Raw genomic sequence first — 19,899 nt, 5'->3', positions numbered from 1 at the left:
CGTCCGGTGGATCAGCGAATGGTCAACACCTCGCCCCGTGTCGCGGAGCCAGGTGTCATGTCCCACGCGCGGATGACGGGAACGAACTTGTCGGTGAGGATGCGGGTCTCGGCGATGGAGCCGTCTTCGCGTTCGGTGAACTCCCGCTGGAGCGTCTTGTCCTTGTGGGTGTCACCTTTGACGACGAGCACGCGCCCGGTCTTGGAGCGCACAACCCCCGAGATCGCACCCGCGGCCAGAGCCAGGGCGAGATGCCAGCGGGACAAGGCCCGCGCCGGTGGACGCAGCGATTGCTGCGCAGCCCCCAGGTGCGTGTCCTGCGATGGCCACAAGCCTTGCAGCCTGCCAACCTCATCGGCGAACTGCTCGGGCTCCATCGTCACGCGGAAGAAATGCTCTGGCTCGGCCGGGCTGGCGGGGACGATGTACGGCAGGAACGGCCACTCGCTCGGCAGTTCCTCGGCTTCGACTTCGCCTTGCCCTACCTGCAACAGCAGATTGCGCACGGCCTTGACGCCATCGGGCACCTGCTCGCGCTGGCGCACCCGGCGTCCGAAGATCACCACCTGCTTGAACTGCGTCTCCACCGCTCGGTAGATGCGCAGGTCCGTGTAGTGGCGCGTCAGCCAGCCGACCAACTCCGCGTCGAGCACGTAGCCGGGGACGATGAAAACCAGCACGCCGCCGTATTGCAGCAGCGAGAGCGTGCGCTGGTAGAACAGCTTTTCAAGGCGGGCACGGCCCTGGCCCTGATAGCCGATGTTGCCGTTGACGTCCTTGGACAGGTCCCCATACGGCGGGTTGAGCCAGAGCAGCCCGAAGGACTGCTTGGAGACCATCGTGTCCATCAGGTCCGCGTGCAGGCAGTGATCGACCAGGCCGCGGGCATGGCGCGCCCGCTCCGCGTCGAACTCGACGGCGAACGCCTTTGCCTGCTCGCGCCCGAGGGCATGGGCGGCTTCGGCGATCGCCACGCCTTCGCCGGCGCAGGGATCGAGGATGCACATCGGCCCGTCGCTGGGCATCAGTGCGTTGAGCGCTCTTTCGAGCGTGGGTTCGTCGGTCGGGAAATATCCGTTCTTGACGAAATTGCGGGCGAGCCGCGGGAACATGAGGGCCATGGAAGTCTCCTGGTTGGCGGGGATGAAACACGGAAGTACGCCAAGGCGTGCCTCCGAGGGTGGGTCAAGCCGCTACCGCTTCCGGCGTCCAAATCTTGGCCGGATACGGATAGGCGGTGAGCGCGTCGCTGCGGATCAGGGAGCCGAGCGCCAGGGTCAGCGCCGGCACGTCGATGGCGAGCCGATGGCCTTCCAGCGGCCCGAGGGCGAACGGAAGGCGGGCCAGCATCTCGCGGGTTTGCAGCAGTTCCAGCACGGTCTCGCGCCAGTGATCGAGCAGCGGCAACGGGCAGGTGTCCCGCACCAGCATCCACAGGCGGTCAAGCCTGTGGGCGCTGTCGCGTGGCAGCAGTGCCAATGCGCTGGCGTTGGCCTTGTCGGGCTTGACGCAGCGCCGGTCGAACAGCCACACGTTGGACAGCGAGCCGAACAGCGTCCGCCGGTACGCGCGCGTGATGCGCTTTTCCAGGCGATCGACGTTGCCGATGAATACCGGGACGCTGCCGCCCTGGTCGGTGATGACGTGGAACTGGTCCAGTCCCTGCTCGTCGCGCCCGAGGGTCAGGCGAGCGAGGAACTGCTGGACGGCGGTGTCCCGCGCCCAGATGGACAGGAAGATCAGGTTGCCCTGGTCATCGCCGACGCAGGCGTCGGCCATCACGTCCGGGCATTCGTCGATGCGGTACAGCGTGGAAGAAGTGTTTGCGGGCATGGTGGTGTCCTCGGATGAACGGGAACAGCACCGCCCGCTGGGGCAAGTACTGCCCCAGGGGGTGGAAGAAAACCGCTCAGTCCGGCTCGAACTGCCGGGTGTGCGGGTTGAAGTGAAGCGGCTCGTCCGCCGAAGTGATCGGCGTGAAGCCTTCCAGGTAGATGTTGTTGAGGTACTGGTCGCGGTAGGTCAGTGCCTGCCGTGCCTGGTCCTCGGTGAGGCCGTTGTCGATGAAGTACGCCAGCATTTCCTCGTCGGAGGACACTTCGTCGTTGGACAAACTCCCTTCAACGAGTGCCAGCAACGAGGGCGGAAGCGTTGCCAGGATCGGGTCCATGTCGGTTCCTCCTGGCTCAGGCCATCGACGCCGCGGCGGATGCCGCGGATGCCGTGGGTGTGCGCCGCCGGGCGTGGTAGGCGCGAACGCCTGCACGCCAGTCGGCGGACTGCTCCGGTGCGAGGTCCAGATAGGACAGCGGGCACGTGTAGTAGTACGGGTGCATGGACTCGTCCAAGGACTTGTAGCCCCACTGGCCGCCGCTTCGTTCAAGCAGATCGCAGCGGATGTAGCGCAGGGACTGGCCCGGTGCGAGATCACGATGCACGCCTTCGACCTTGGCGGTCACTTCGGCGACGGACCACAGCACGTTGCCGCGCAGGGTGTGAGCGATGACCTTGACGCTGGCGCGCTCGGTCTCTTGCGGTGCGATCAGTTCCGCGATCAGTTCGGACCGCGATTGGTTTGAGAAATACCAGCCCATGAGAGGCCTCCTCGAAAAGTTGAGCTGAAGGCCTCCCCGTGGGGAAGAACCCCCAGCGGGTGATGGAATGCCGCATCTGCGGCGAAGGAACCTATGCGTCGCCCTCAATCCCAGTCGTCATCGTCTCGATCACAACCGGCCGGGCAGTAGCCGAACTCGATCCCGTGCGAGCAATAGCCATGCTCCGCATTCCAGTCCTGGGTTTCCTGCCGTTCGGCAGGTGTTGCGTAGTCCCATTCCTGGGCCGCGATTTCGAGAGCCTGAGCACGTTGCTCATCCGGCAAACGATTGGCCTGTGCGTCGATCGCCGAACTGAAGAGCGTCACGTAGTGGTCGTAGGACAAGCCGCAACCGCGCTGGGCGTGTGCGGCGGCCGCTTTGCAAAGGTCCCGCCACGCGGGTTCATCCAGCGTTGAACGCGGGGTATCGCAAGCGATGGTGGACATGATGGAGACCTCCAGAAAATGGCCAGGGCCTCCCCCGCATGGGAAAGGAACCCCGGCGGGTGGATGAAGAACACCGCGCATGCGGCGTCTGCGATCACGCAGGTTTTGGTTCGGCCTGGCGGCTCCACTCCTGCGTCTTGAAGTCCAGCGCGTAGCCCAGCTCGCCCAGGCGGGCGATCTGCGCGCGCAGGGTGCGGCGGTCGATGGTCGAATCCAGTTTCACGGACTCGCCCAGCGGCCACAGCAGGCCGAAGAGCGCGGCGTCACCGTCTTCGGTGCTGCCGGGGGCAGCGGCCGTAGCAGGCGGTGGCGCATCCACGCCGAAGGGCGTGGTATCGACCAGCGGGTCCGCGGACGCCTGCACGGGTGCGGGCTTGGCGGGCCTGGACGCTTTGGTGGGCTTGGCCGGCGTTGCCGCAGGCTGCGCCCCTTGCTCTTCATCGAGCGGATCGACGTCCTGGGTGGCGAAGCTGCGGGCTTCGTCGCGGCTGAGTTTGTCGATGCCGTTGAGCGTCATGCCGTCGAGGCTGGCACGGATCTCGAACCGCATGCCGCCGCCGACCGGATAGGACTTCGGGAAGATGTACCTGATGATGAATTCCCCGTCGTACTTGCCTTCGGGGTACTGCTCCAGCTCCGGGTCTTTGACCTCGAAAGTACCGAGGTGCGTCGCGAGGCGGCCAACCGTGAACGGGCCGTTCTTGCCGCGGATGGTACGCAGCGTGAGCTGGCCGGGGACGACGATGGGCGCAACAGATTTCTCGGAAGCCGATGGGGTTGCCATGATGGTTCTCCTGATGATGAATGACGGGCCGCCGACGGCACCCGGTGGATGAGAGGAAATGGCCTCGCCCGAGGTGGGCGAGGTCCGCGTGGCATCACGCCTTGAGCTGGCGCATGCCTTCGGCCAGCAGCCACAACGCCCGGTTCAGGCGCAGGTTCTGGTCGATGCCTTGCACCGGACGGGTGCGCTGATTGCGGCCGTTGGCCGTGCGTCCGTTCAGGCCCCCTTTGACTAGGTTCTCCTGGACGCGGTTGAAGACGGCCCACAGGTCGTTCTTGCGGTCGTCCCATCGCCGAGGGGCCAGCAGTTGGCTCTCGGTGACAGGCGTGGACTTGGCCGGATCGTCGTACTTGAGTGCGAGCGCAGAGTTCGCAAAGACCTCCGCTTCGCCCTCATCGAGGGTGATGGTGCGCATCGCATCGCGCGCGTTATGCACGCGCTCGAAACCTTCGAGGACTCCGTAGGCACCTTCGATCACCTGGCTGGCCACGTCGCCCTTGTGGGGAACGCGGATGTCTGCGGTGGTGTCACCGCAAACCAGGCCGTTGTGGCAGACGAACCGGAACATGCCGGCGAGCATCTGATAGCTGCTCGTGCCGTCATGGCTGTTGAGCAGGATGATCTCGTTCGCCTCGTCGCCGTTGATCTGGCTTGCATGGCGAAGTCGGATGAGGTGCTTCGTGTACTCGCGCCGGTCTTCGTTGCGCACGCGCGTCTGACACACCATGAAGGGCTCGAAGCCCTCCTGGCGCAGCTTGGTCAGCACGGTCGAGGTCGGTATGTAGGCATACCGATCGGACCGGCTCCCATGTGGAGCGTCGGCGAAGATCGACGGAACGACGGCACGAATGCGGTCGTCCGAGAGTGGGCGATCAGAGCGCAGGATCGGGGATTGCGGAGCAAAGCGGGATACCAGAGACATGGCTGATCTCCTTTGAGAAATTCGACAACCGCGTGGCCGTGAGACCACGCGGAACTCGGGGGATGAAATGCGCAAGCACGCGTCCTGGGGACGCGGCGTACGTGGGGAGGAAAAGCGACAAGGCCCCGTGAGAGGCCGTGCCGGATCAGAACGAAGCAGCCAATGCCGGCTCCTGCTCCTGGACTTGCGCCTCGGGCTCGCGCTCGGCGGGCTCGGTGGCCGTGTCGATGGCATCGTCGGCTTCGGACGCGGATGCGTCTTCGGCCGGCGGCGCCTCGGCTTGCGCCTGGCTCGTCGGATAGACCTGGGTGCCGTCGATCTTGATGAGACCGATGTGGACCAGCGTCGATTCCAGGCTGGCGGCCGGTTCCCCGGCGTGCTCACCCTTGGTGCGGATGTACGGATCGATCTTCATGTCGTTCAGACGGAAGGCGATCAGCACCTTGCGGTCACCCTCGACGGCCTGAACGCACCGGCGAACCAGGTGCTCGGCTTCCGGGGTGGCGACGATGGTGTCGAAGTACCGATACTCCGGTTCATCGACAGGCCCGGCCAGTGCCGCGACGGTGCAAGAGAGGAACGAGTCGCCAGCTTTTGGGGTGACGTCCTTCACACGATTGAGATAGCCGATGCCGCGGGTGATCAACTCGTGCTGCTCGATCGAAGCCAGTTCGGCCCGGTCGATCAGTTCGGCCTTGAGCAGTCGCGCCTTGAGGGACGCGGCGGCCTGACCCTTCTGCTCACCCTTGTCGCGGATGTACACATCGCCCCACAGGTCACCGAGGCGAAAGCGCACCAGCGGGCGCTGCTTGGGATCGTCAACGCCGATGTAGCGCTGAACGAGCTTCTTGGCCTCGGCACCCGAGACCTTGACGTCGAAGTAGCGGTAGCTGGGGTCCCGGGCGGGGCCGACCAGCGCGGCGATGGTGCATGCCAGGAAAGGCTGCGCACGGCGGCCGCCCCGGACGGGCACTTCACGGACACGCTGGATGTAGCCGATGCCCGAGGTGTGGAGGTCGAAATACGATTTCTCGTTGGACGTGGTGTTCATGGTGAATCTCCATTGGGATGAAGCGGAGACACACCGGCCCACGCATGCGGGGAAGGTGCGTGACCCCGCGGTGGGTTGATAAGGCGAAAGCATCCGCCACCAGAGGCTGGTGGCCGCTCGCGGAAGGATGCGGTGCGAGCTGGCTCGGTCACGCAGTGGGAACTGCGCCGCAACCTCGAAGACCGATGGTTGCCTGGCATGTCGCTGACGACGTCAGCAGGCATGGGGCCAGCATGGCGGGGCCTCGCGCGCGCGGCAGCAATCAATCGGCACCCGGGCGCTTCCCTTTGTCCGCGCCACCCGGCGCCTGTCACAGGCACTTGGCGCCGCGCAGGTGCTCGGGGGTATCGGCGCGCGGACGGCCGGGACGGCTCCAGGCGCCGCCACCGCGCGCGCCGATCAGCCGCCAGCCGGCGGCGCGCAGGCTGGCGCCACCTTCGTCGGGCATGGTGTAGGTGAGCAGGCGTATGTAGCCCAGCGCCCTTGCCGCCTGCCAGGCCGCGCCGTAGAGCTTGCTGCAGGCGCTGGGTGTGCCGTCGGTGCACAGCCGCGTGACTTCCAGCGTCCAGGTGCCGCGCGACCGGGCGGCCGACAATGGCCACGCCGTGGATCAGGTCGCTGTCGCTCAGCGTGACGGCCAGGGCGAACTTCGCGCCCTGGACCGGGCGGTGGTGGCGATGGTGCGACAGAACGAATGCATTGGCCGTGCGCAGCGACACCGGTAGGAGGTGCAGCCTCGGCGAGGTCGATGGCGTGTTCATGCGGTTGTCTCCGGTGGCATGCCGGCGTTGTGGCCGGCGGGGCGTGCCTCGGCGGCTGGAGACAAACGCGCACGCGCGGCGATGGCGGCGGTGCGAACAAAAGAAGGCCCCCGATGCGGGGGCTGCGAGGCGGTTGCCGCGTCAGGCGGGAGGCACCACTGCTAAGGACAGGTGCGTGGCGGTGGCGGAAAGCACGAGATCGTCCGCCGAGTGCTGGAGGCGCGTGAACAGGCCGTCCTTCGGGTCGAAATACTCCGCGAAGTCATCGCCGCCCAGCTCGCGGCCGGCGAGGTGCCACCAGTCATCGAACGGGTCGGTGTCCGGGTTGCATCCGACGGCGTAGGCGAGCAGTGCCTGGCGCCCATCCGGGCGACGCTCCCCACGCTCGGCGAGGAAGTACACGCCCTGATCCTTGACCAGGACAATGCGGCACTGATTGGGGACGTCTCAGAAAACGGAAAAAATCGTACGCTAAGCCGGTTGCAGCGGTCGTAGCGGCCTGAACTTGCCCGCGCCGATCTTGGCGCTGCTGCGCCAGAGGTAATCGCCGGTCAGGTTGATGTGCTCCCAGCCCAGCGGCGACAGGTACTGCAACAGGGCGTCATCGACAGTCTGGCCGTGACCGCGTAAGGCGTTTGAGGCCCGTTCCAGATAGACCGTGTTCCACAACACTATGGCCGCCGTCACCAGGTTGAGGCCGCTGGCCCGGTAGCGCTGCTGCTCGAAACTGCGGTCGCGGATTTCGCCCAGCCGGTTGAAGAACACGGCGCGGGCTAGCGCGTTGCGGGCTTCGCCCTTGTTCAGTCCGGCATGCACGCGGCGGCGCAGCTCGACGCTTTGCAGCCAGTCCAGGATGAACAGCGTTCGCTCGATGCGGCCCAGCTCGCGCAGCGCCACGGCCAGGCCGTTCTGGCGCGGGTAGCTGCCGAGTTTCCTGAGCATCAGCGAGGCCGTCACCGTGCCCTGCTTGATCGAGGTGGCCAGCCGCACCTTGGCGTTGATCGCCTTGCCGGACGCCTGGAACTGCTGCTGATGCTTGTGCTTGGCAGCGTTGAACAGCTTGCCCAGGATGCGGTCGTGCAGGTCGATGATTTCGTCGGTGACGGTGGCCATGCCCTCGATGGCGAGCGCACCAGGGTCGCGTAGCGGCGCTGTGCCTCGAACTTGGCCAGATCGGCGGGCGTCATCTGGCCGCCTTCGCGGGCGATCTTGAGCAGGCGGTTCTGGTGCACCGACCGCTCGATGCCGGAAGGCAGGTCGAGCGCCTGCCAGGCTTTGAGGCGCTCGATGTGTTCGAGTATGTGGCGCGAGTTCGGCTTGACGGGCGACTGGCGCAGCCAGGCCAGCCAGGTCGTCTTGCCGTTGTCGTGGCGCTTGAGCAGATCGTCGAGGCGGTGCCGGTGGGTGGCCGACAGGGGATCGGACAAGGCCGCGTAGATGCGGCGGTTGGCGCGGCTGTAGGCGTTCATCGAACACCTCCCTTTTCCTCATCCGGCGCAACAGGACAGTTGCTTCACGTCCTTGTTGAAGGTCTGCGCCGCGAGCTTCAGTCCCTCGACCATGGTCAGGTAGGGGAACAACTGGTCGGCCAGCTCCTGCACGGTCATCCGGTGGCGGATCGCCAGCGCGGCCGTCTGGATCAGTTCGCCCGCTTCCGGCGCGACCGCCTGTACGCCGATCAGCCGCCCTGAGCCAGCTTCCGCCACCAGCTTGATGAAGCCGCGCGTGTCGAAGTTGGCGAGCGCCCTCGGCACGTTGTCGAGCGTCAGCAGCCGGCTGTCGGTCTCGATGCCGTCGTGGTGCGCTTCCGCCTCGCTGTAGCCCACGGTCGCCACCTGCGGATCGGTGAACACCACCGCCGGCATCGCCGTCAGGTCCAGCGCCGCGTCGCCGCCGGTCATGTTGATCGCGGCGCGCGTGCCGGCCGCCGCCGCCACATAGACGAACTGCGGCTGGTCGGTGCAGTCGCCGGCAGCAAAGATGTGCGGTGCGCTCGTGCGCATGGCGCGGTCGATGACGATGGCTCCCTGCGCATTGACTTCGACGCCTGCCGCTTCAAGGTTCAGGCTGCGCGTGTTCGGCGCGCGACCGGTGGCGACCAGCAGCTTGTCGGCGCGCACTTCCCCCTGCCCGGTGGTGAGCACGAATTCCCCGCCCGCATAGGCAACGTGGCTCGCCTGGGTGTGGTCCAGCACCTCGATGCCCTCGGCGCGGAAGGCGTCTGTTACGGCTTCCCCGATGGCCGGGTCTTCTCGGAAGAACAGCGTGCTGCGCGCCAGGATCGTGACCTGGCTGCCCAGCCGGGCGAAGGCTTGCGCCAACTCGACCGCCACCACGGAGGAACCAATCACGGCCAGCCGCTCGGGGAGCGAGCTGCTTTCCAGCGCCTCGGTGGAGGTCCAGTGGGGTGTGTCCGCAAGGCCCGGGATTGGCGGAAGCGCCGGGCTCGCGCCGGTGGCAATCAGGCAGCGGTCGAAGTTCACCTCGTGCGTGCCGCCGTCAGCGGTCGCCACGGTCAGCGTGCGCGTGTCCCTGAACCGGGCCTCGCCGCGCAGCACGGTGATGGCCGGAGTGCTTGCCAGGATGCCTTCGTACTTGGCATGGCGCAGCTCCTCGACGCGGCCTTGTTGCTGGGCCAGCAGCCGCTCGCGCAGTACAGCGGGCGCTGCGGCCGGCAGGCCAGCATCGAACGGGCTTTCGCGGCGCAGGTGGACGATGTGCGCGGCGCGGATCATGATCTTGGACGGCACGCAGCCGACATTGACGCAGGTGCCGCCGATGGTGCCGCGCTCGATCAGCGTGACGCGGGCGCCTTGCTCCACGGCCTTCAAGGCAGCCGCCATCGCCGCGCCGCCGCTGCCTATCACAGCCACGTGCAGCGCTTGTTCACCGCCAACATGCTTCGTTTCGCCACCGAGCCAGCCCAGCGCCTTGTCTAGCAGGCCGGCAGGCTTGTTCGGCGTGTCGGTAAGCCGTGCGCGATAGCCGAGCGTGGCCACTGCGGCAACCAGCGGGGCCACGCTCACGCCTGCATCCGCCTCGATTTCGGCCTGCCGCTGCGGATAGGACACCGAGGCCGCGCGCACGCCGGGCACGTTCGTCAAAGCCTGCTGGACGTGCTCGGCGCACGACGTGCAGGTCATGCCTTCGATGTGGAGGGTGATCGCCTCGGCCATGATTACGCCCTCACTGCTTGACGCTGGACGGGTAACCCGCGTTTGCGGTGGCCTTGGTCAAGGCGTCGGCATTGGTCTTGGCCTCGTCGAAGGTGACGACGGCCTCCCGCTTCTCGAAGCTGACTTCGGCCTTCTCGACGCCGGCGACCTTGGACAGAGCCGTCTTGACCGTGATCGGGCACGCGGCGCAGGTCATGCCGGGCACCGACAGGGTGACGGTCTTGGTGGCAGCCCAGGCGGGCGCGCTTAGAGCGGCGGCCAGGGCGATGAGGGTGGTGAGGGTGGTGAGTTTCTTCATGGTGATCTCCTTTCAGTAGAACAGCGGCAGGACGTAGGGAAACGCGAGGGCAACCAGAACCAGGGCGGCCACGATCCAGAAGATCACCTTGTAGGCAGTCCGCACTTGGGGCACGGCGCAAACGTCGCCGGGCTTGCAGGCATGGGCTGGTCGGAAGATGCTGCGCCAGGCGAAGAACAGCGCGATGAGCGCTGCGCCGATGAAGATCGGCCGATACGGCTCCAGCACGGTCAGGTTGCCGATCCACGCGCCAGAGAAGCCGAGCGCGACCAGGACAAGGGGGCCGAGGCAGCAGGCCGAGGCGAGGACGGCCGCGACGCCGCCGGTCGCCAGTGCGCCGCAGCCGTTCTTGGGTTCCGACATAAGGTTCTCCTTCCGGGACTTCGCTTGATGCTGTAACGTTACTTCCGTAGTCAACTACGGAGTCAAGCGCCATGGAGAACGCTCAAGAGAATCTGACCATCGGGGCCTTCGCCAAGGCAGCCCGGGTCAACGTGGAGACGATCCGCTTCTATCAGCTCAAGGGCTTGCTACCCCAGCCGGAGCGGCCCTACGGTCGCATCCGCCGCTACGGGCAGGCGGACGTGGCGCGGGTGAAGTTCGTGAAGTCAGCCCAGCGCCTGGGATTCAGCCTGGATGAAGTCGGCCAGCTCCTGAAACTGGAGGACGGCACCCATTGCAGCGAGGCGGCCGAACTGGCTGCTCACCGGCTGGCCGATGTGCGCGCACGCATGGCGGACCTCACGCGGATGGAAGAGGCCCTGTCGACGCTAGTGAGAGAGTGCAACGCGCACCATGGCAATGTTTCCTGCCCGTTGATCGCAGCTTTGCATTGCTGCTAAAGGGCCCACTTCGGCTCTTAGCGTACGATTTTTTTCCGTTTTCTGAGACGACCCCTGATTGGCGATGGCTTCGGTCAGCACGGGGCGCAGGTCAGCGCCTTTGAATCGCAGTGACATGGATGAAATCTCCTGTGTGGAAGAATGAGAAAGGCCTCCATCCGATGGGATGAAGGGCCTGTAGTGCACGCGGCCGGAACGGCTGGAACGCCGTGGCGGATGCCTCGGGTCAGCCGCAGGACCGCCCGGTTTCGCTGCGGGGCGTCATGCCGGGACGGCCTGGCGCTTGCGGGCCGCTTTCGCGTCGAGGATGCTCACGTCGATCTGGCGCCAGCGCCCGTCGTCGATGAGCCTCTCCAGCACTTCGCCGAGCATGTCGAAATACACCTCGTCGTGCCGATCGACCAGTTCGACCGATTCACCGTTCTGACGGTGCAGTTCCACCACGTAGGTGTCTCCGCCGCGGTCGTAGAGGATCGTCACCCGGCCCTCGAACTTCGCGGTCGAGACCGTGAAGCTGATCGCCGGCGGGGTCTCGATGATCTTGGAGGGCGTGGGATCGACCCAGGTGAAGTCGCGGGCACCGGCATCCACCAGCATGTGGGTGATGCGCCGGAAGCGATCGGGGGCCGGCATCTCCTCCAACTGCTCGATGAGCTGGCCCAACTCCATGCACTGCGGCGTGGGAATGGGCAGCTTGGCCGGCGCCGAGCCGAGGATGTGCCTCGTGATGGTGTACGGCGTGCCGTCCGAAGTCTCCTCGGTGATGACCTCCGGCGTGTCCGCGCGCAGTCCGTCGAAGCGACGACGGGCATAGGGTTGGACATGCACCTTGGCGCCTTCGGCAGGAACCGTGGTCACCAGGCTGGGATCGAGCACCGCGAACTCGGAAGGCTTGAGCTTGACGACGATGGCATCGTCGGTCGCGGCGACCACCTTGCCGTCGAAGGGTTGGGGGTCGATGGCGAAGCCCAGCGTTGAGGACAGCGGCTGATCATCGAACACGCGGTACTTGAACGACCGCACGTTGCGGGGCACATGGCCTGCGACCAGCGAAGGCATCATGGATTTGATGAGGGAACGATCCATGGGGAAACTCCTTGAGGAAAAACAAGGGATTCCCCGCCCGCAAGGGAGAGGTCCCTTGTGGGTGGCGTGGATGGACGCGGTAGGTCCGTAGGAAGAAACGACCAGCACGGTTTCCCGCGCTTGCAGCCTCGAAGGTCTCGACTGCCTGGGCATGTGCCGGCAACGCCGACGAACATGGGGCAAGCATGGCCCTGGGGCGGTCTGCCTGCCCGCAGGAAACGGCACCGCACCACAACCGTTTTCCTGTGCTGCGGGCAAGAAAAAGCCCCTCGAAAGGGGCTGGAGGAATCAGGCTTGGTACACGAAGTAGTGCTCGCGCTGACGCGGAAAGAACACGTGTTTCCACGTGTCGCCGCTTGTGTTGCCACCGTCGAAGACGACCATTTCGTAGTCGTCCACGTCGGTGTCCACCAGGTCGGCGCTGGCGATATGGCGCATGTGCAGCGTGCCGCTCATGCGCTCGAATACCAGGATCTGGCCGATGGCATCTTCCTGGCTCATGGCGTTGACGCAGGCTCCGAGTTGGTGCTCGAAGTCGGATGCGGGTGTGATGAGGTCGGGGAACATGGGATCGCTCCTGTGAAAGTGCGCCGGCCCGGCTCTCTGGCGGGAGACCGGGCCGGCATGCGGTGAGGACAAGGAAGGCCGGGGATGTGTGTGGCAGCTATTCGCCGGCCAGCGATAGGCCCGGCAACACGGGTGCGTCGGCATCGAGGATGAGGATGCGCACGTCGGCCTGGCCGGCCAGTTCAAGGATCTGTGCCAGCTCGTCCGGCATGCCCTTGCTGCGGTGCTCCTGCCGAAGCTGCTCGGCGGCGATCCCCTCGACGTCCTGCAGGTGCTGGTCCGTCCAGGGCGTGGAGATCAGCTTGACGCCGATCGCCGGGCTGTAGGGAATCCGGAACGCGATGAACAAAAAGGCCTCCGGCGTCGCGAGGTCAGCCAGGTTGGCCAGGTACTGGCCGGTTTCGCGGCTGATGTGCGCGCTGCTGATTTCCCAGCACCGGCTGTAGTAGCCGGTCTCGAAGCTCAACCGCTGCACGACTTCCCGTGCGGCCTCGGCCGAATAGGTGTCGCCAATGTGGACGGGGCGGCCGTCGAAGTCGTCGCCGTGGATCGCGTACACCACGGCACCCACCATGCCTTCGCCGCTGCCCCCTTCAGCCGCGTCGCATTCGGCGATCAGTGCGGCGCCGACAGGTTCGGTGCCAGTCCTGACCACCGCGAAGTCGCTGGTGATGATGCAAGGAGAAGAAACCAGCGCCGCGTCGCAGAGGTGCTGCTGGCTCGGGTGGATGTTTCGCCAAACATGCGGGCTTCCGTCCTCGTAGCTGATGGACAGCGTGCGGACGATTTTCAGATTCCAGTAGCCGCGTAGAAAGGGATTGGGATTCTGGGACATGGGATTTCTCCAACAGAATAATGATGGAGCAAATCCCCGCCACCGGGAATTGACCCCGGTGGGTGGAAAGAAAGGAAACAGCGTCAGGTGACGCTGATCGTTGGCGTTTGGGCCAATCGCTCGGCGACGCGCCGGCGCAAATTCATGCGGAATGGCTCGTCGCTGACGCCCGCCAGCAGATTGATGGTCTCCAGCGCGATCAGGGCCGAAGCCTCTTCGATGTCGGCGGCCACAATGGTCTTGCGCAATTGGTCGCCGAGCTGGAGGGCCTGGGAGGAGGAGCTGATGAAGCGGACCTCGCGGCTCAGGTAGCAGCCGTTGCCGCCGAACTCGAACAGCCGCGGCTTGCTGCAGTACCAGCAGCCCTCGAACTGGATGGCGGTCAGGTGGTGCCCGTCATCGAACCGGGTGGCGATCAGAAACAATGCGTCGAGATCGGCGGTGTCCTCGAACGAATGACGGTCGATCAAGTTCCCCAGCTCTTCGTCCTCATCGGCACGGAAGTGCACGGCGAGCAGTTCGAGCAGCGGCGGGATCGACAGCCCTTCGTCGTCCGGCATCGGAATACCGAGTTGCGTGGCCAGGTCTTCCAGGCCATCGAGCACGTCCGGCCATTGCGGATTGGTGGTCTCGGCGATCTGGGCGATGTAGGCCTGCCCGTTGCCGGGGTGGCTCTCGTCCAGCGCGAAGGCGCCGAACAGCGCCTGGATGACGGGCGTCACACGGTCGAGCACGAGAACGCCGGTGGCTTCGTAGTAGTTGTTGGCCATGAAGGCTCCTTTCGATGAATGAACGGAGCCAGCCCTTGCGGACGATGGCATCCGCAGGGGAAACCGCCTGATGCCGGATGGCGCTGGGCGGGGAGAAAACGCGAGGGACATGGCCTCGAACGAGGCGCATGTCCCTCATGGGGTCCCGTGAACGCAGTGATGAAGGTGTGCCAGGGACCGGCTCACCAACCGCTGTAGTTCAGCAGCAGGTCGGCGATCACCTGGCGACGTTGCAGATCGAGACCATCGAAGTCCGACAGTCCTTGGAAGTGGCAGCGCTTGAGCATGGCACCGCCCTCGCGCGCGTTGTAGAAGCTGAACATGGCGGACAGGAACATGCGTTCCCCGCTGCTCAGGACGCCGAGTGCGTCGTTGGCACGCAGCATGTCGGGACGCAGATCCCACTTGCTCTTTGCCTGGTTCAGGCCTTCGCGCGTGCCGTCGCCAAACCATTGCGGGCCTGCGATCTCGACGCCGCGCTTCCAGACCTCGAAGAAGGCTTGGGGCGCGGCGGCGAAATGCTGCTCTTCCCGCATGATCTGATCGACGACTTCCTGGGGCAAAAGCTGGTTCATGACGTGGTTCCTCCAGTTGGATCAGGGTGTGGCGAGCTGGGACCAGCCGCCTCTTTCGAGGGCACGTTGAGCCGCGGCATAGCTGCGGAAGTACTGGCAGGATTCCCGCGAAACGGGACCTTCTGTATCGCGCGTGCCGATGTAGTGGCCGGCGGCGCTATGCAGGATTTCGAGCGGCAGGAACTTGCCGCAATGGATCAAGGCCAACTGGCCGAAAGAGGCTTGCTGGGACATGGACGGGCTCCTTGGAAAAAGCGGGGCCTCGTCCCTCACGGGATGGCAGCTCCCGCACGCGGTTGAGAAAAAAGCATCGGCGTCACGGGTGACGCGCGTCCGCAGACTCGATGCGATGGCGGACTGGCGGGTAGCGCGGAAAGAATCCGCGGCAGCCTGGAAACTCTGGCTGCTGGCATGGTGCTGACGAATCAGCGACACATGCGGGCAGCTTCATGCGCGAGGCGAGCCGCGTCAGCCGGAAATCGGCATTTGCAACAGCCCCGATTGGCGAACGCGGAAAAAAGAAAGCCCCGCAATAAGTGCGGGGCTGTCAGGAGGATGAGGCGAAACTGGGTCAGCGAGGCCTGTCGCCCAGTACATGCTGCTTCCACAGGGCGAATGCCTCGTCCGGTCCCAGCTCTGCGAGGATGACGATGGGCTGGCCCCGACGGGCACGCAGCGATGCGAAATACGCTGGCCGGTCGGCGATGGCGTTGAGCTTGATGCCCTTTAGGAACAGCAACTGGCGGGGGCGAACTTTGGTGGTAACGCAGGCATGATTGCGCTTGTTTGGGGCAAAAGGGCCAGCGAAGCGGGCGGACACGGCCAGAAAACCGCGACGAACTACTTGTACTTGCCAGGCGAGGCGAACGGGTGACATCAGCATATCGCTATGCGGTAAAGAAGACCGTCCTAAAGCTTGCAGGATCCCGGCATAGCTTCATCATCACCTCTCCGTGACGGCTCATTGGAACGAAAAAGGCCAGCATCGCCGTGATGGACTTTCATAATTGCCAGGTCAACTGGCTTGCGTGCTGTTTATTCACAGCAAGGCATTGCGACGTCGTTGCAGCAATCGCCGCCATCGCAACAGGGCGTTGCAGCAAAAGCGGCGGTGGGCGCTAGCATGAGGGCCAAGCCGCGGCCGCTCATGCTGGGGGCCGTTCTCTTCAGATTGGTGTCCTGCACCGTGTGCATTGCGAATTTCCGGATCGTCCCAATGTCACTGGGACTCCTTTGTGGCGGCCGGGTTCTCCACGCTCATGAACGACTGGGCCACCAGCGCGATCGCCCCGCCCACGATGGCCATGTCAGCGATGTTGAAGGCGGGCCAGTGCCAGCCGTGCAGGTGAAAGTCGATGTAGTCGATAACGTGCCCGCGCGTGGCGCGGTCGAACGCGTTGCCCAATGCGCCGCCCAGAATGAGGCTGTACGAAAGGCCTTCCGTTTTGCGCAGCGGCCGGGAGAGCAGCCATGCGAGCCATGCCGATATTGCGAACGCGATCGCCAGAAAAAACCACCGCTGCCAGCCGCCCGCGCCAGCAAGGAAGCTGAACGCCGCGCCGGGATTGAGAGCGTGAACTAGGTTGAAGAATGACGCCACCTCGTGCGACCAACCCAAGGGAGTTGTCGCGTCAATGTAGCTCTTAGCTGCCTGATCGCCGGCGAATATAACGATCGCGAGTGAGTACCACTGCGTCTTGCGAAGAGATGGTTCATCCATTGTTCATGCCGCCTTGAACTTCAGGAGGCGCAGCCCATTGACGACAACCAAAAGACTTGCCCCCATGTCAGCGAACACAGCCATCCACATGGTGGCATGCCCTGTGAACGTCAACGCAAGGAACACCGCCTTGATGCCAAGGGCCAGAACGATGTTCTGCGTGAGGATCGCCGCAGTGCTACGCGACAGCCGGATGAAGGCGGGGATCTTGCGCAGGTCGTCGTCCATCAGGGCGACGTCGGCTGTTTCGATCGCGGTGTCGGTGCCGGCCGCGCCCATGGCGAAGCCGATGTCGGCACGGGCGAGCGCGGGCGAATCGTTGATGCCGTCGCCCACCATGCCCACCTGGCCCTCGCCGCCGACCAGGCTTTCGATGGTCTTGAGCTTGTCTTCGGGCAGTTGGTCACCACGGGCTTCAGAGATTCCGACCTGGGCAGCGATGGCCGCGGCCGTGTGCTGGTTGTCCCCCGTCAGCATCAGCGTGCGCACACCCAGCGCCTGCAGGTCGGCCACCGCCTCACGGCTGGTTTCCTTCACGGTGTCGGCCACTGCAAAAATGCCGAGCACGGTCGCATCGTCCATCAGCAGGATCGCTGTCTTGCCTTGGCGCTCCAGGGTCTCCAGCCGAGCCTGGAGCGTCGCTTCGCTCAGGCCCAGCTCCTGGGCGAGCCTGTGGTTGCCCATGTGCAACATGCGCCCGGCGACGCGGCCGCGCACGCCGCGGCCAGGCAGCGCCGCGAAGTCGTCGACCTCGTGCAGCGCGATGCCGTCACGGTTCGCCTTGCGGGCGATGGCCTGAGACACAGGATGGTCCGAGCGTGCCGCGAGGCTTGCGGCCCAGGCGGCAACTTCCTGCGCCTCGCCGATCAGCGGCACGAAGTCGGTCTGCTCGGGCTTGCCATGTGTGAGTGTGCCGGTCTTGTCCAGGGCCAACGCCTTGAGCTTGCGCCCGCCCTCCAGGTAGACGCCACCCTTGATCAGGATGCCGCGTCGGGCGGCAGCGGCCAAGCCGCTGACGATGGTGACCGGCGTGGAGATGACCAGAGCGCAGGGGCAGGCGATCACCAGCAGTACCAGGGCCTTGTAGACCCAGTCAAACCATGCGCCGCCGAAGGCGAGCGGCGGCACGACGGCAACCAGCACGGACACCGCGAACACCGCCGGCGTGTAGACGCGGGCGAACTGGTCGACGAAGCGCTGCGTGGGCGCACGGCTGCCCTGCGCGGACTCCACGGCATGGATGATGCGCGCGAGCGTCGAGTCGCTGGCGCCTGCGGTCACCTTGTATTCGAAAGAGCCGGTCTCATTGATGGTTCCGGCGAAGACCTGGTCACCTTCGGCCTTCTCGACGGGCAGGCTCTCGCCGGTGATGGGCGCCTGGTTGATGGCCGATCGACCCGAGGTGATCAGGCCGTCCAGTGCGATGCGCTCGCCAGGACGCACGCGGACCACCGCGCCCTTTGCGACCTCCTTGGCCGGCAGCTCTGTCCATGAGCCATCGGCCTGCCGCACGGTCGCGGTCTCGGGCGCCAAGTCCATCAGCCCCCGAATGGCGTTGCGGGCGCGGTCCAGCGACTTCGCCTCGATCACTTCCGCCAACGCGAACAGGAACATGACCATGGCGGCCTCCGGCCAGTGGCCGATCGCCATGCCGCCGGTGACCGCGATGGCCATCAGGGCGTTCATGTTCAGGTTGAGGTTCTTCAGCGCGATCCAGCCCTTCTTGTAGGTGCTGAGGCCGCCGGTGAAGATCGAAACCAGTGCCAGCACGATCACGGCCCAATGATTGCCGTCGTTGACCCAGTACACGCCTTCGGCGGCCACCGCCGCAACGCCCGAAACCGCCATCGGCCACCAATTGGTCTTGTGCGCGGCCACCGGGGCATCGCGCGGCTCATCAGTCCTCTGGACCTCGGCTTCCATGCCCAGCGATTCGATGGCTTCGACTGCCGGCTTGATCGCGTCGGGTGTGTGCCGAACCGTGAGCGTGCGCTGCATCAGGTTGAAATCCATTCCCTGCACGCCCGGCATGCCTTGCAGCTTGCCGCGGATCAGACTTTCCTCGGTCGGACAGTCCATCTTCGCGATGCGAAGTACCGTGGTGGCTGTCTGCATGTCCTGCCGCGCAGCCTGCATTCCAATGGAAGCAAGCGCCTTCTCGATCGGCGCTGAGGTCGCCAGCGTGTGCTGGACTCCCAGCACACGCTGCATCAGATTGAAGTCGAGCGCGGTCACACCCGGCAGCTTGCCCAGCCGGTCGCGGATCAGCGCTTCTTCCGTCGGGCAATCCATGTTCTCGATCCGGTACGTCACCCGCTCGCCGATCGGCGGCGCGGAAACGGCAGCGGTTGGTTGCTGCTGCAGGGCCGAGGATGGGATCACAGCCGCGGCTTCGATCGGCCCCGTGTGGCCGAAGGTCTGCTCCTTGGCGCGCATGCCGATCGAGGCCAGGACCTGCTCCATCTGCGCGCGTGCCTGAGCGAGGTGTTTCACCGACAGGGTGCGCTCAGCGAGGTCGAAGTCGAGGTCCTGAATTCCCTCGACTGCCCCGAGGTGCGAGCGGATGAGTTTCTCCTCGCTCGGGCAGTCCATGTTCTCGATGCGGTAGGTGGTCGACACGGCGGCGTCTCGGACAGCCTGAGCCTTCATGCCCACCGAATTCAGCGCTTGCTCCAAGGCATCGGCCGAGACTTCGCGGTGCGAAATGGTCAACAAACGCTGCGGAAGATCGAACAGGAGCCGCTCGACACCGGGCATGCCCTCCAGCGTTCGCCGCACCAGTGCTTCCTCATTGCGGCAATCCATGTTGCTCACGTGGAAAACGGTGGTTTCAGTGCTGGCCTGCTCACTGGCGCACGCCGTCTGTTGGCCATTGCCGCCGGAGCAGGCGCATGGGCTGGAAGGTTCTTTGTTCATAGATCGCTCTTCATTGACAAGGTTTTCCCCGGATGCCATCATTAGAAAACCTCTAGTAGATATAGAGTCAAGTTTTTTATAGGAAGCAACCATGATGCGGATCGGTGAACTGGGCAAGAAGGCAGATTGCTTGGTGCAGACCGTGCGCTTTTACGAGTCAGAAGGCTTGCTGCCCGAGCCTGCACGTAGCGAGGGCAACTTCAGGCTCTATGACGAAGTCCATTTGCAGCGCTTGCTGTTCATCCGCCGCTGCCGGGCGAAGGACATGACGCTGGATGAGATCCGTCAACTGCTGAACTTACGGGATCGGCCAGAGTTGGGCTGCGGCGAGGTGAACGCGCTGGTCGACGCTCATATCGCGCAAGTGCGGACCAAGATGAAGGAATTGCGCGCCTTGGAGCGCGAGTTAATGGATCTGCGACGCTCCTGCGATAGCGCCCGAACCTCGCGCGAGTGCGGCATTCTCAACAGCTTGGCCGAGCCCGCCTGAAGCTCGAGCGTGTCATCGGTGCTGGAAGTGATCGGGTCCAGTTCTGAGAGCCACGTGCCGCGCTCC

At 65.0% G+C, this 19,899-nt stretch carries 22 protein-coding genes and 3 pseudogenes; 2 read left to right on the top strand and 23 right to left on the bottom strand.

Annotation, left to right across the window (positions count from 1 at the left end; translation table 11 throughout):
• Positions 1-11 precede the first annotated feature (11 nt).
• From N5D20_RS05475 to merT, 14 genes and pseudogenes are all read right to left on the bottom strand, one after another.
• Positions 12-1,145 carry a DUF6094 domain-containing protein gene (locus N5D20_RS05475; protein WP_223224654.1) on the bottom strand — a complete coding sequence of 378 codons (1,134 nt, stop codon included), beginning with the start codon at positions 1,143-1,145 and terminating at the stop codon, positions 12-14.
• 40 nt (positions 1,146-1,185) lie between these two features.
• Positions 1,186-1,833 carry a hypothetical protein gene (locus N5D20_RS05470; protein ID WP_003116820.1) on the bottom strand — a complete coding sequence of 216 codons (648 nt, stop codon included), beginning with the start codon at positions 1,831-1,833 and terminating at the stop codon, positions 1,186-1,188.
• 76 nt (positions 1,834-1,909) lie between these two features.
• The gene (locus N5D20_RS05465) at positions 1,910-2,170 is read right to left on the bottom strand and encodes a hypothetical protein (RefSeq protein WP_003090124.1); all 261 of its coding nucleotides are present in this window, start codon (positions 2,168-2,170) and stop codon (positions 1,910-1,912) included.
• A gap of 16 nt (positions 2,171-2,186) precedes the next feature.
• Positions 2,187-2,594, bottom strand: a complete 408-nt coding sequence (locus tag N5D20_RS05460) for a hypothetical protein (protein WP_003116821.1) — start codon at positions 2,592-2,594, stop codon at positions 2,187-2,189.
• 104 nt (positions 2,595-2,698) lie between these two features.
• Positions 2,699-3,040 (bottom strand): hypothetical protein, encoded by a 342-nt coding sequence (locus N5D20_RS05455; RefSeq protein ID WP_003116822.1) that lies wholly within the window; start codon positions 3,038-3,040, stop codon positions 2,699-2,701.
• Positions 3,041-3,134: 94 nt separating this feature from the next.
• Positions 3,135-3,824: a DUF3275 family protein gene (locus N5D20_RS05450; RefSeq protein ID WP_003116823.1), complete on the bottom strand. Its 690-nt coding sequence runs from the start codon at positions 3,822-3,824 to the stop codon at positions 3,135-3,137.
• A 94-nt stretch (positions 3,825-3,918) separates the two neighbouring features.
• Positions 3,919-4,746, bottom strand: coding sequence for a DUF932 domain-containing protein (locus tag N5D20_RS05445; protein ID WP_003116824.1), 828 nt, complete (start codon positions 4,744-4,746; stop codon positions 3,919-3,921).
• Positions 4,747-4,891: 145 nt separating this feature from the next.
• The gene (locus tag N5D20_RS05440) at positions 4,892-5,797 is read right to left on the bottom strand and encodes a DUF3577 domain-containing protein (protein ID WP_003116825.1); all 906 of its coding nucleotides are present in this window, start codon (positions 5,795-5,797) and stop codon (positions 4,892-4,894) included.
• A 310-nt stretch (positions 5,798-6,107) separates the two neighbouring features.
• A pseudogene (locus N5D20_RS24710) lies at positions 6,108-6,558 on the bottom strand (XF1762 family protein).
• A gap of 141 nt (positions 6,559-6,699) precedes the next feature.
• Entirely contained in the window at positions 6,700-6,984 is a 285-nt protein-coding gene (locus N5D20_RS05430; RefSeq protein ID WP_031629745.1) for a DUF3085 domain-containing protein, read from the bottom strand.
• Positions 6,985-7,029: 45 nt separating this feature from the next.
• A pseudogene (locus N5D20_RS05425) lies at positions 7,030-8,021 on the bottom strand (Tn3 family transposase); the annotation flags it as partial.
• A gap of 24 nt (positions 8,022-8,045) precedes the next feature.
• Positions 8,046-9,734: a mercury(II) reductase gene (gene merA / locus N5D20_RS05420; RefSeq protein ID WP_003098932.1), complete on the bottom strand. Its 1,689-nt coding sequence runs from the start codon at positions 9,732-9,734 to the stop codon at positions 8,046-8,048.
• 10 nt (positions 9,735-9,744) lie between these two features.
• On the bottom strand, positions 9,745-10,032 hold the full coding sequence (merP, locus tag N5D20_RS05415) for a mercury resistance system periplasmic binding protein MerP (protein ID WP_003116826.1): 288 nt from the start codon (positions 10,030-10,032) through the stop codon (positions 9,745-9,747).
• Positions 10,033-10,044: 12 nt separating this feature from the next.
• Positions 10,045-10,395: a mercuric ion transporter MerT gene (gene merT, locus N5D20_RS05410; RefSeq protein WP_003116827.1), complete on the bottom strand. Its 351-nt coding sequence runs from the start codon at positions 10,393-10,395 to the stop codon at positions 10,045-10,047.
• Between the two features lie 71 nt (positions 10,396-10,466).
• Between merT and merR the strand changes: the two genes are divergently transcribed.
• A complete protein-coding gene (gene merR, locus N5D20_RS05405; protein ID WP_003098939.1) occupies positions 10,467-10,874 on the top strand; it encodes an Hg(II)-responsive transcriptional regulator in 408 nt (135 codons plus the stop codon).
• Between the two features lie 261 nt (positions 10,875-11,135).
• On the opposite strand, the gene N5D20_RS05400 is transcribed toward merR, so the two are convergent.
• The 9 genes and pseudogenes from N5D20_RS05400 to N5D20_RS05360 all read right to left on the bottom strand — a co-directional run bounded on the left by N5D20_RS05400 (position 11,136) and on the right by N5D20_RS05360 (position 19,343).
• Positions 11,136-11,960 (bottom strand): hypothetical protein, encoded by an 825-nt coding sequence (locus N5D20_RS05400; protein WP_003098941.1) that lies wholly within the window; start codon positions 11,958-11,960, stop codon positions 11,136-11,138.
• Between the two features lie 288 nt (positions 11,961-12,248).
• A complete protein-coding gene (locus N5D20_RS05395; RefSeq protein ID WP_003116828.1) occupies positions 12,249-12,527 on the bottom strand; it encodes a hypothetical protein in 279 nt (92 codons plus the stop codon).
• A gap of 97 nt (positions 12,528-12,624) precedes the next feature.
• Positions 12,625-13,362, bottom strand: coding sequence for a hypothetical protein (locus tag N5D20_RS05390; RefSeq protein WP_003116829.1), 738 nt, complete (start codon positions 13,360-13,362; stop codon positions 12,625-12,627).
• A gap of 83 nt (positions 13,363-13,445) precedes the next feature.
• The gene (locus tag N5D20_RS05385; protein WP_003116830.1) at positions 13,446-14,132 is read right to left on the bottom strand and encodes a hypothetical protein; all 687 of its coding nucleotides are present in this window, start codon (positions 14,130-14,132) and stop codon (positions 13,446-13,448) included.
• Between the two features lie 182 nt (positions 14,133-14,314).
• On the bottom strand, positions 14,315-14,707 hold the full coding sequence (locus N5D20_RS05380) for a hypothetical protein (RefSeq protein WP_003116832.1): 393 nt from the start codon (positions 14,705-14,707) through the stop codon (positions 14,315-14,317).
• A gap of 21 nt (positions 14,708-14,728) precedes the next feature.
• Positions 14,729-14,941: a hypothetical protein gene (locus N5D20_RS05375; RefSeq protein WP_003116833.1), complete on the bottom strand. Its 213-nt coding sequence runs from the start codon at positions 14,939-14,941 to the stop codon at positions 14,729-14,731.
• Between the two features lie 337 nt (positions 14,942-15,278).
• Positions 15,279-15,461, bottom strand: a pseudogene (locus N5D20_RS24705) (hypothetical protein); the annotation flags it as partial.
• Between the two features lie 465 nt (positions 15,462-15,926).
• A complete protein-coding gene (gene lspA / locus N5D20_RS05365) occupies positions 15,927-16,427 on the bottom strand; it encodes a signal peptidase II (protein ID WP_003098955.1) in 501 nt (166 codons plus the stop codon).
• Between the two features lie 3 nt (positions 16,428-16,430).
• Positions 16,431-19,343, bottom strand: coding sequence for a heavy metal translocating P-type ATPase (locus N5D20_RS05360; protein WP_003098961.1), 2,913 nt, complete (start codon positions 19,341-19,343; stop codon positions 16,431-16,433).
• 91 nt (positions 19,344-19,434) lie between these two features.
• Between N5D20_RS05360 and cadR the strand changes: the two genes are divergently transcribed.
• Positions 19,435-19,833, top strand: coding sequence for a Cd(II)/Pb(II)-responsive transcriptional regulator (gene cadR / locus N5D20_RS05355; protein ID WP_003098965.1), 399 nt, complete (start codon positions 19,435-19,437; stop codon positions 19,831-19,833).
• The last annotated feature ends 66 nt before the right edge of the window (positions 19,834-19,899 follow it).

Origin of the sequence: Stenotrophomonas sp. GD03877 (assembly GCF_029840555.1) — a bacterium.
In the GTDB taxonomy this organism is placed as follows: Bacteria; Pseudomonadota; Gammaproteobacteria; order Xanthomonadales; family Xanthomonadaceae; genus Stenotrophomonas; species Stenotrophomonas geniculata.
Note: the sequence above shows the minus strand (reverse complement) of the source record. Positions and strands in the feature narration are given on the sequence as shown.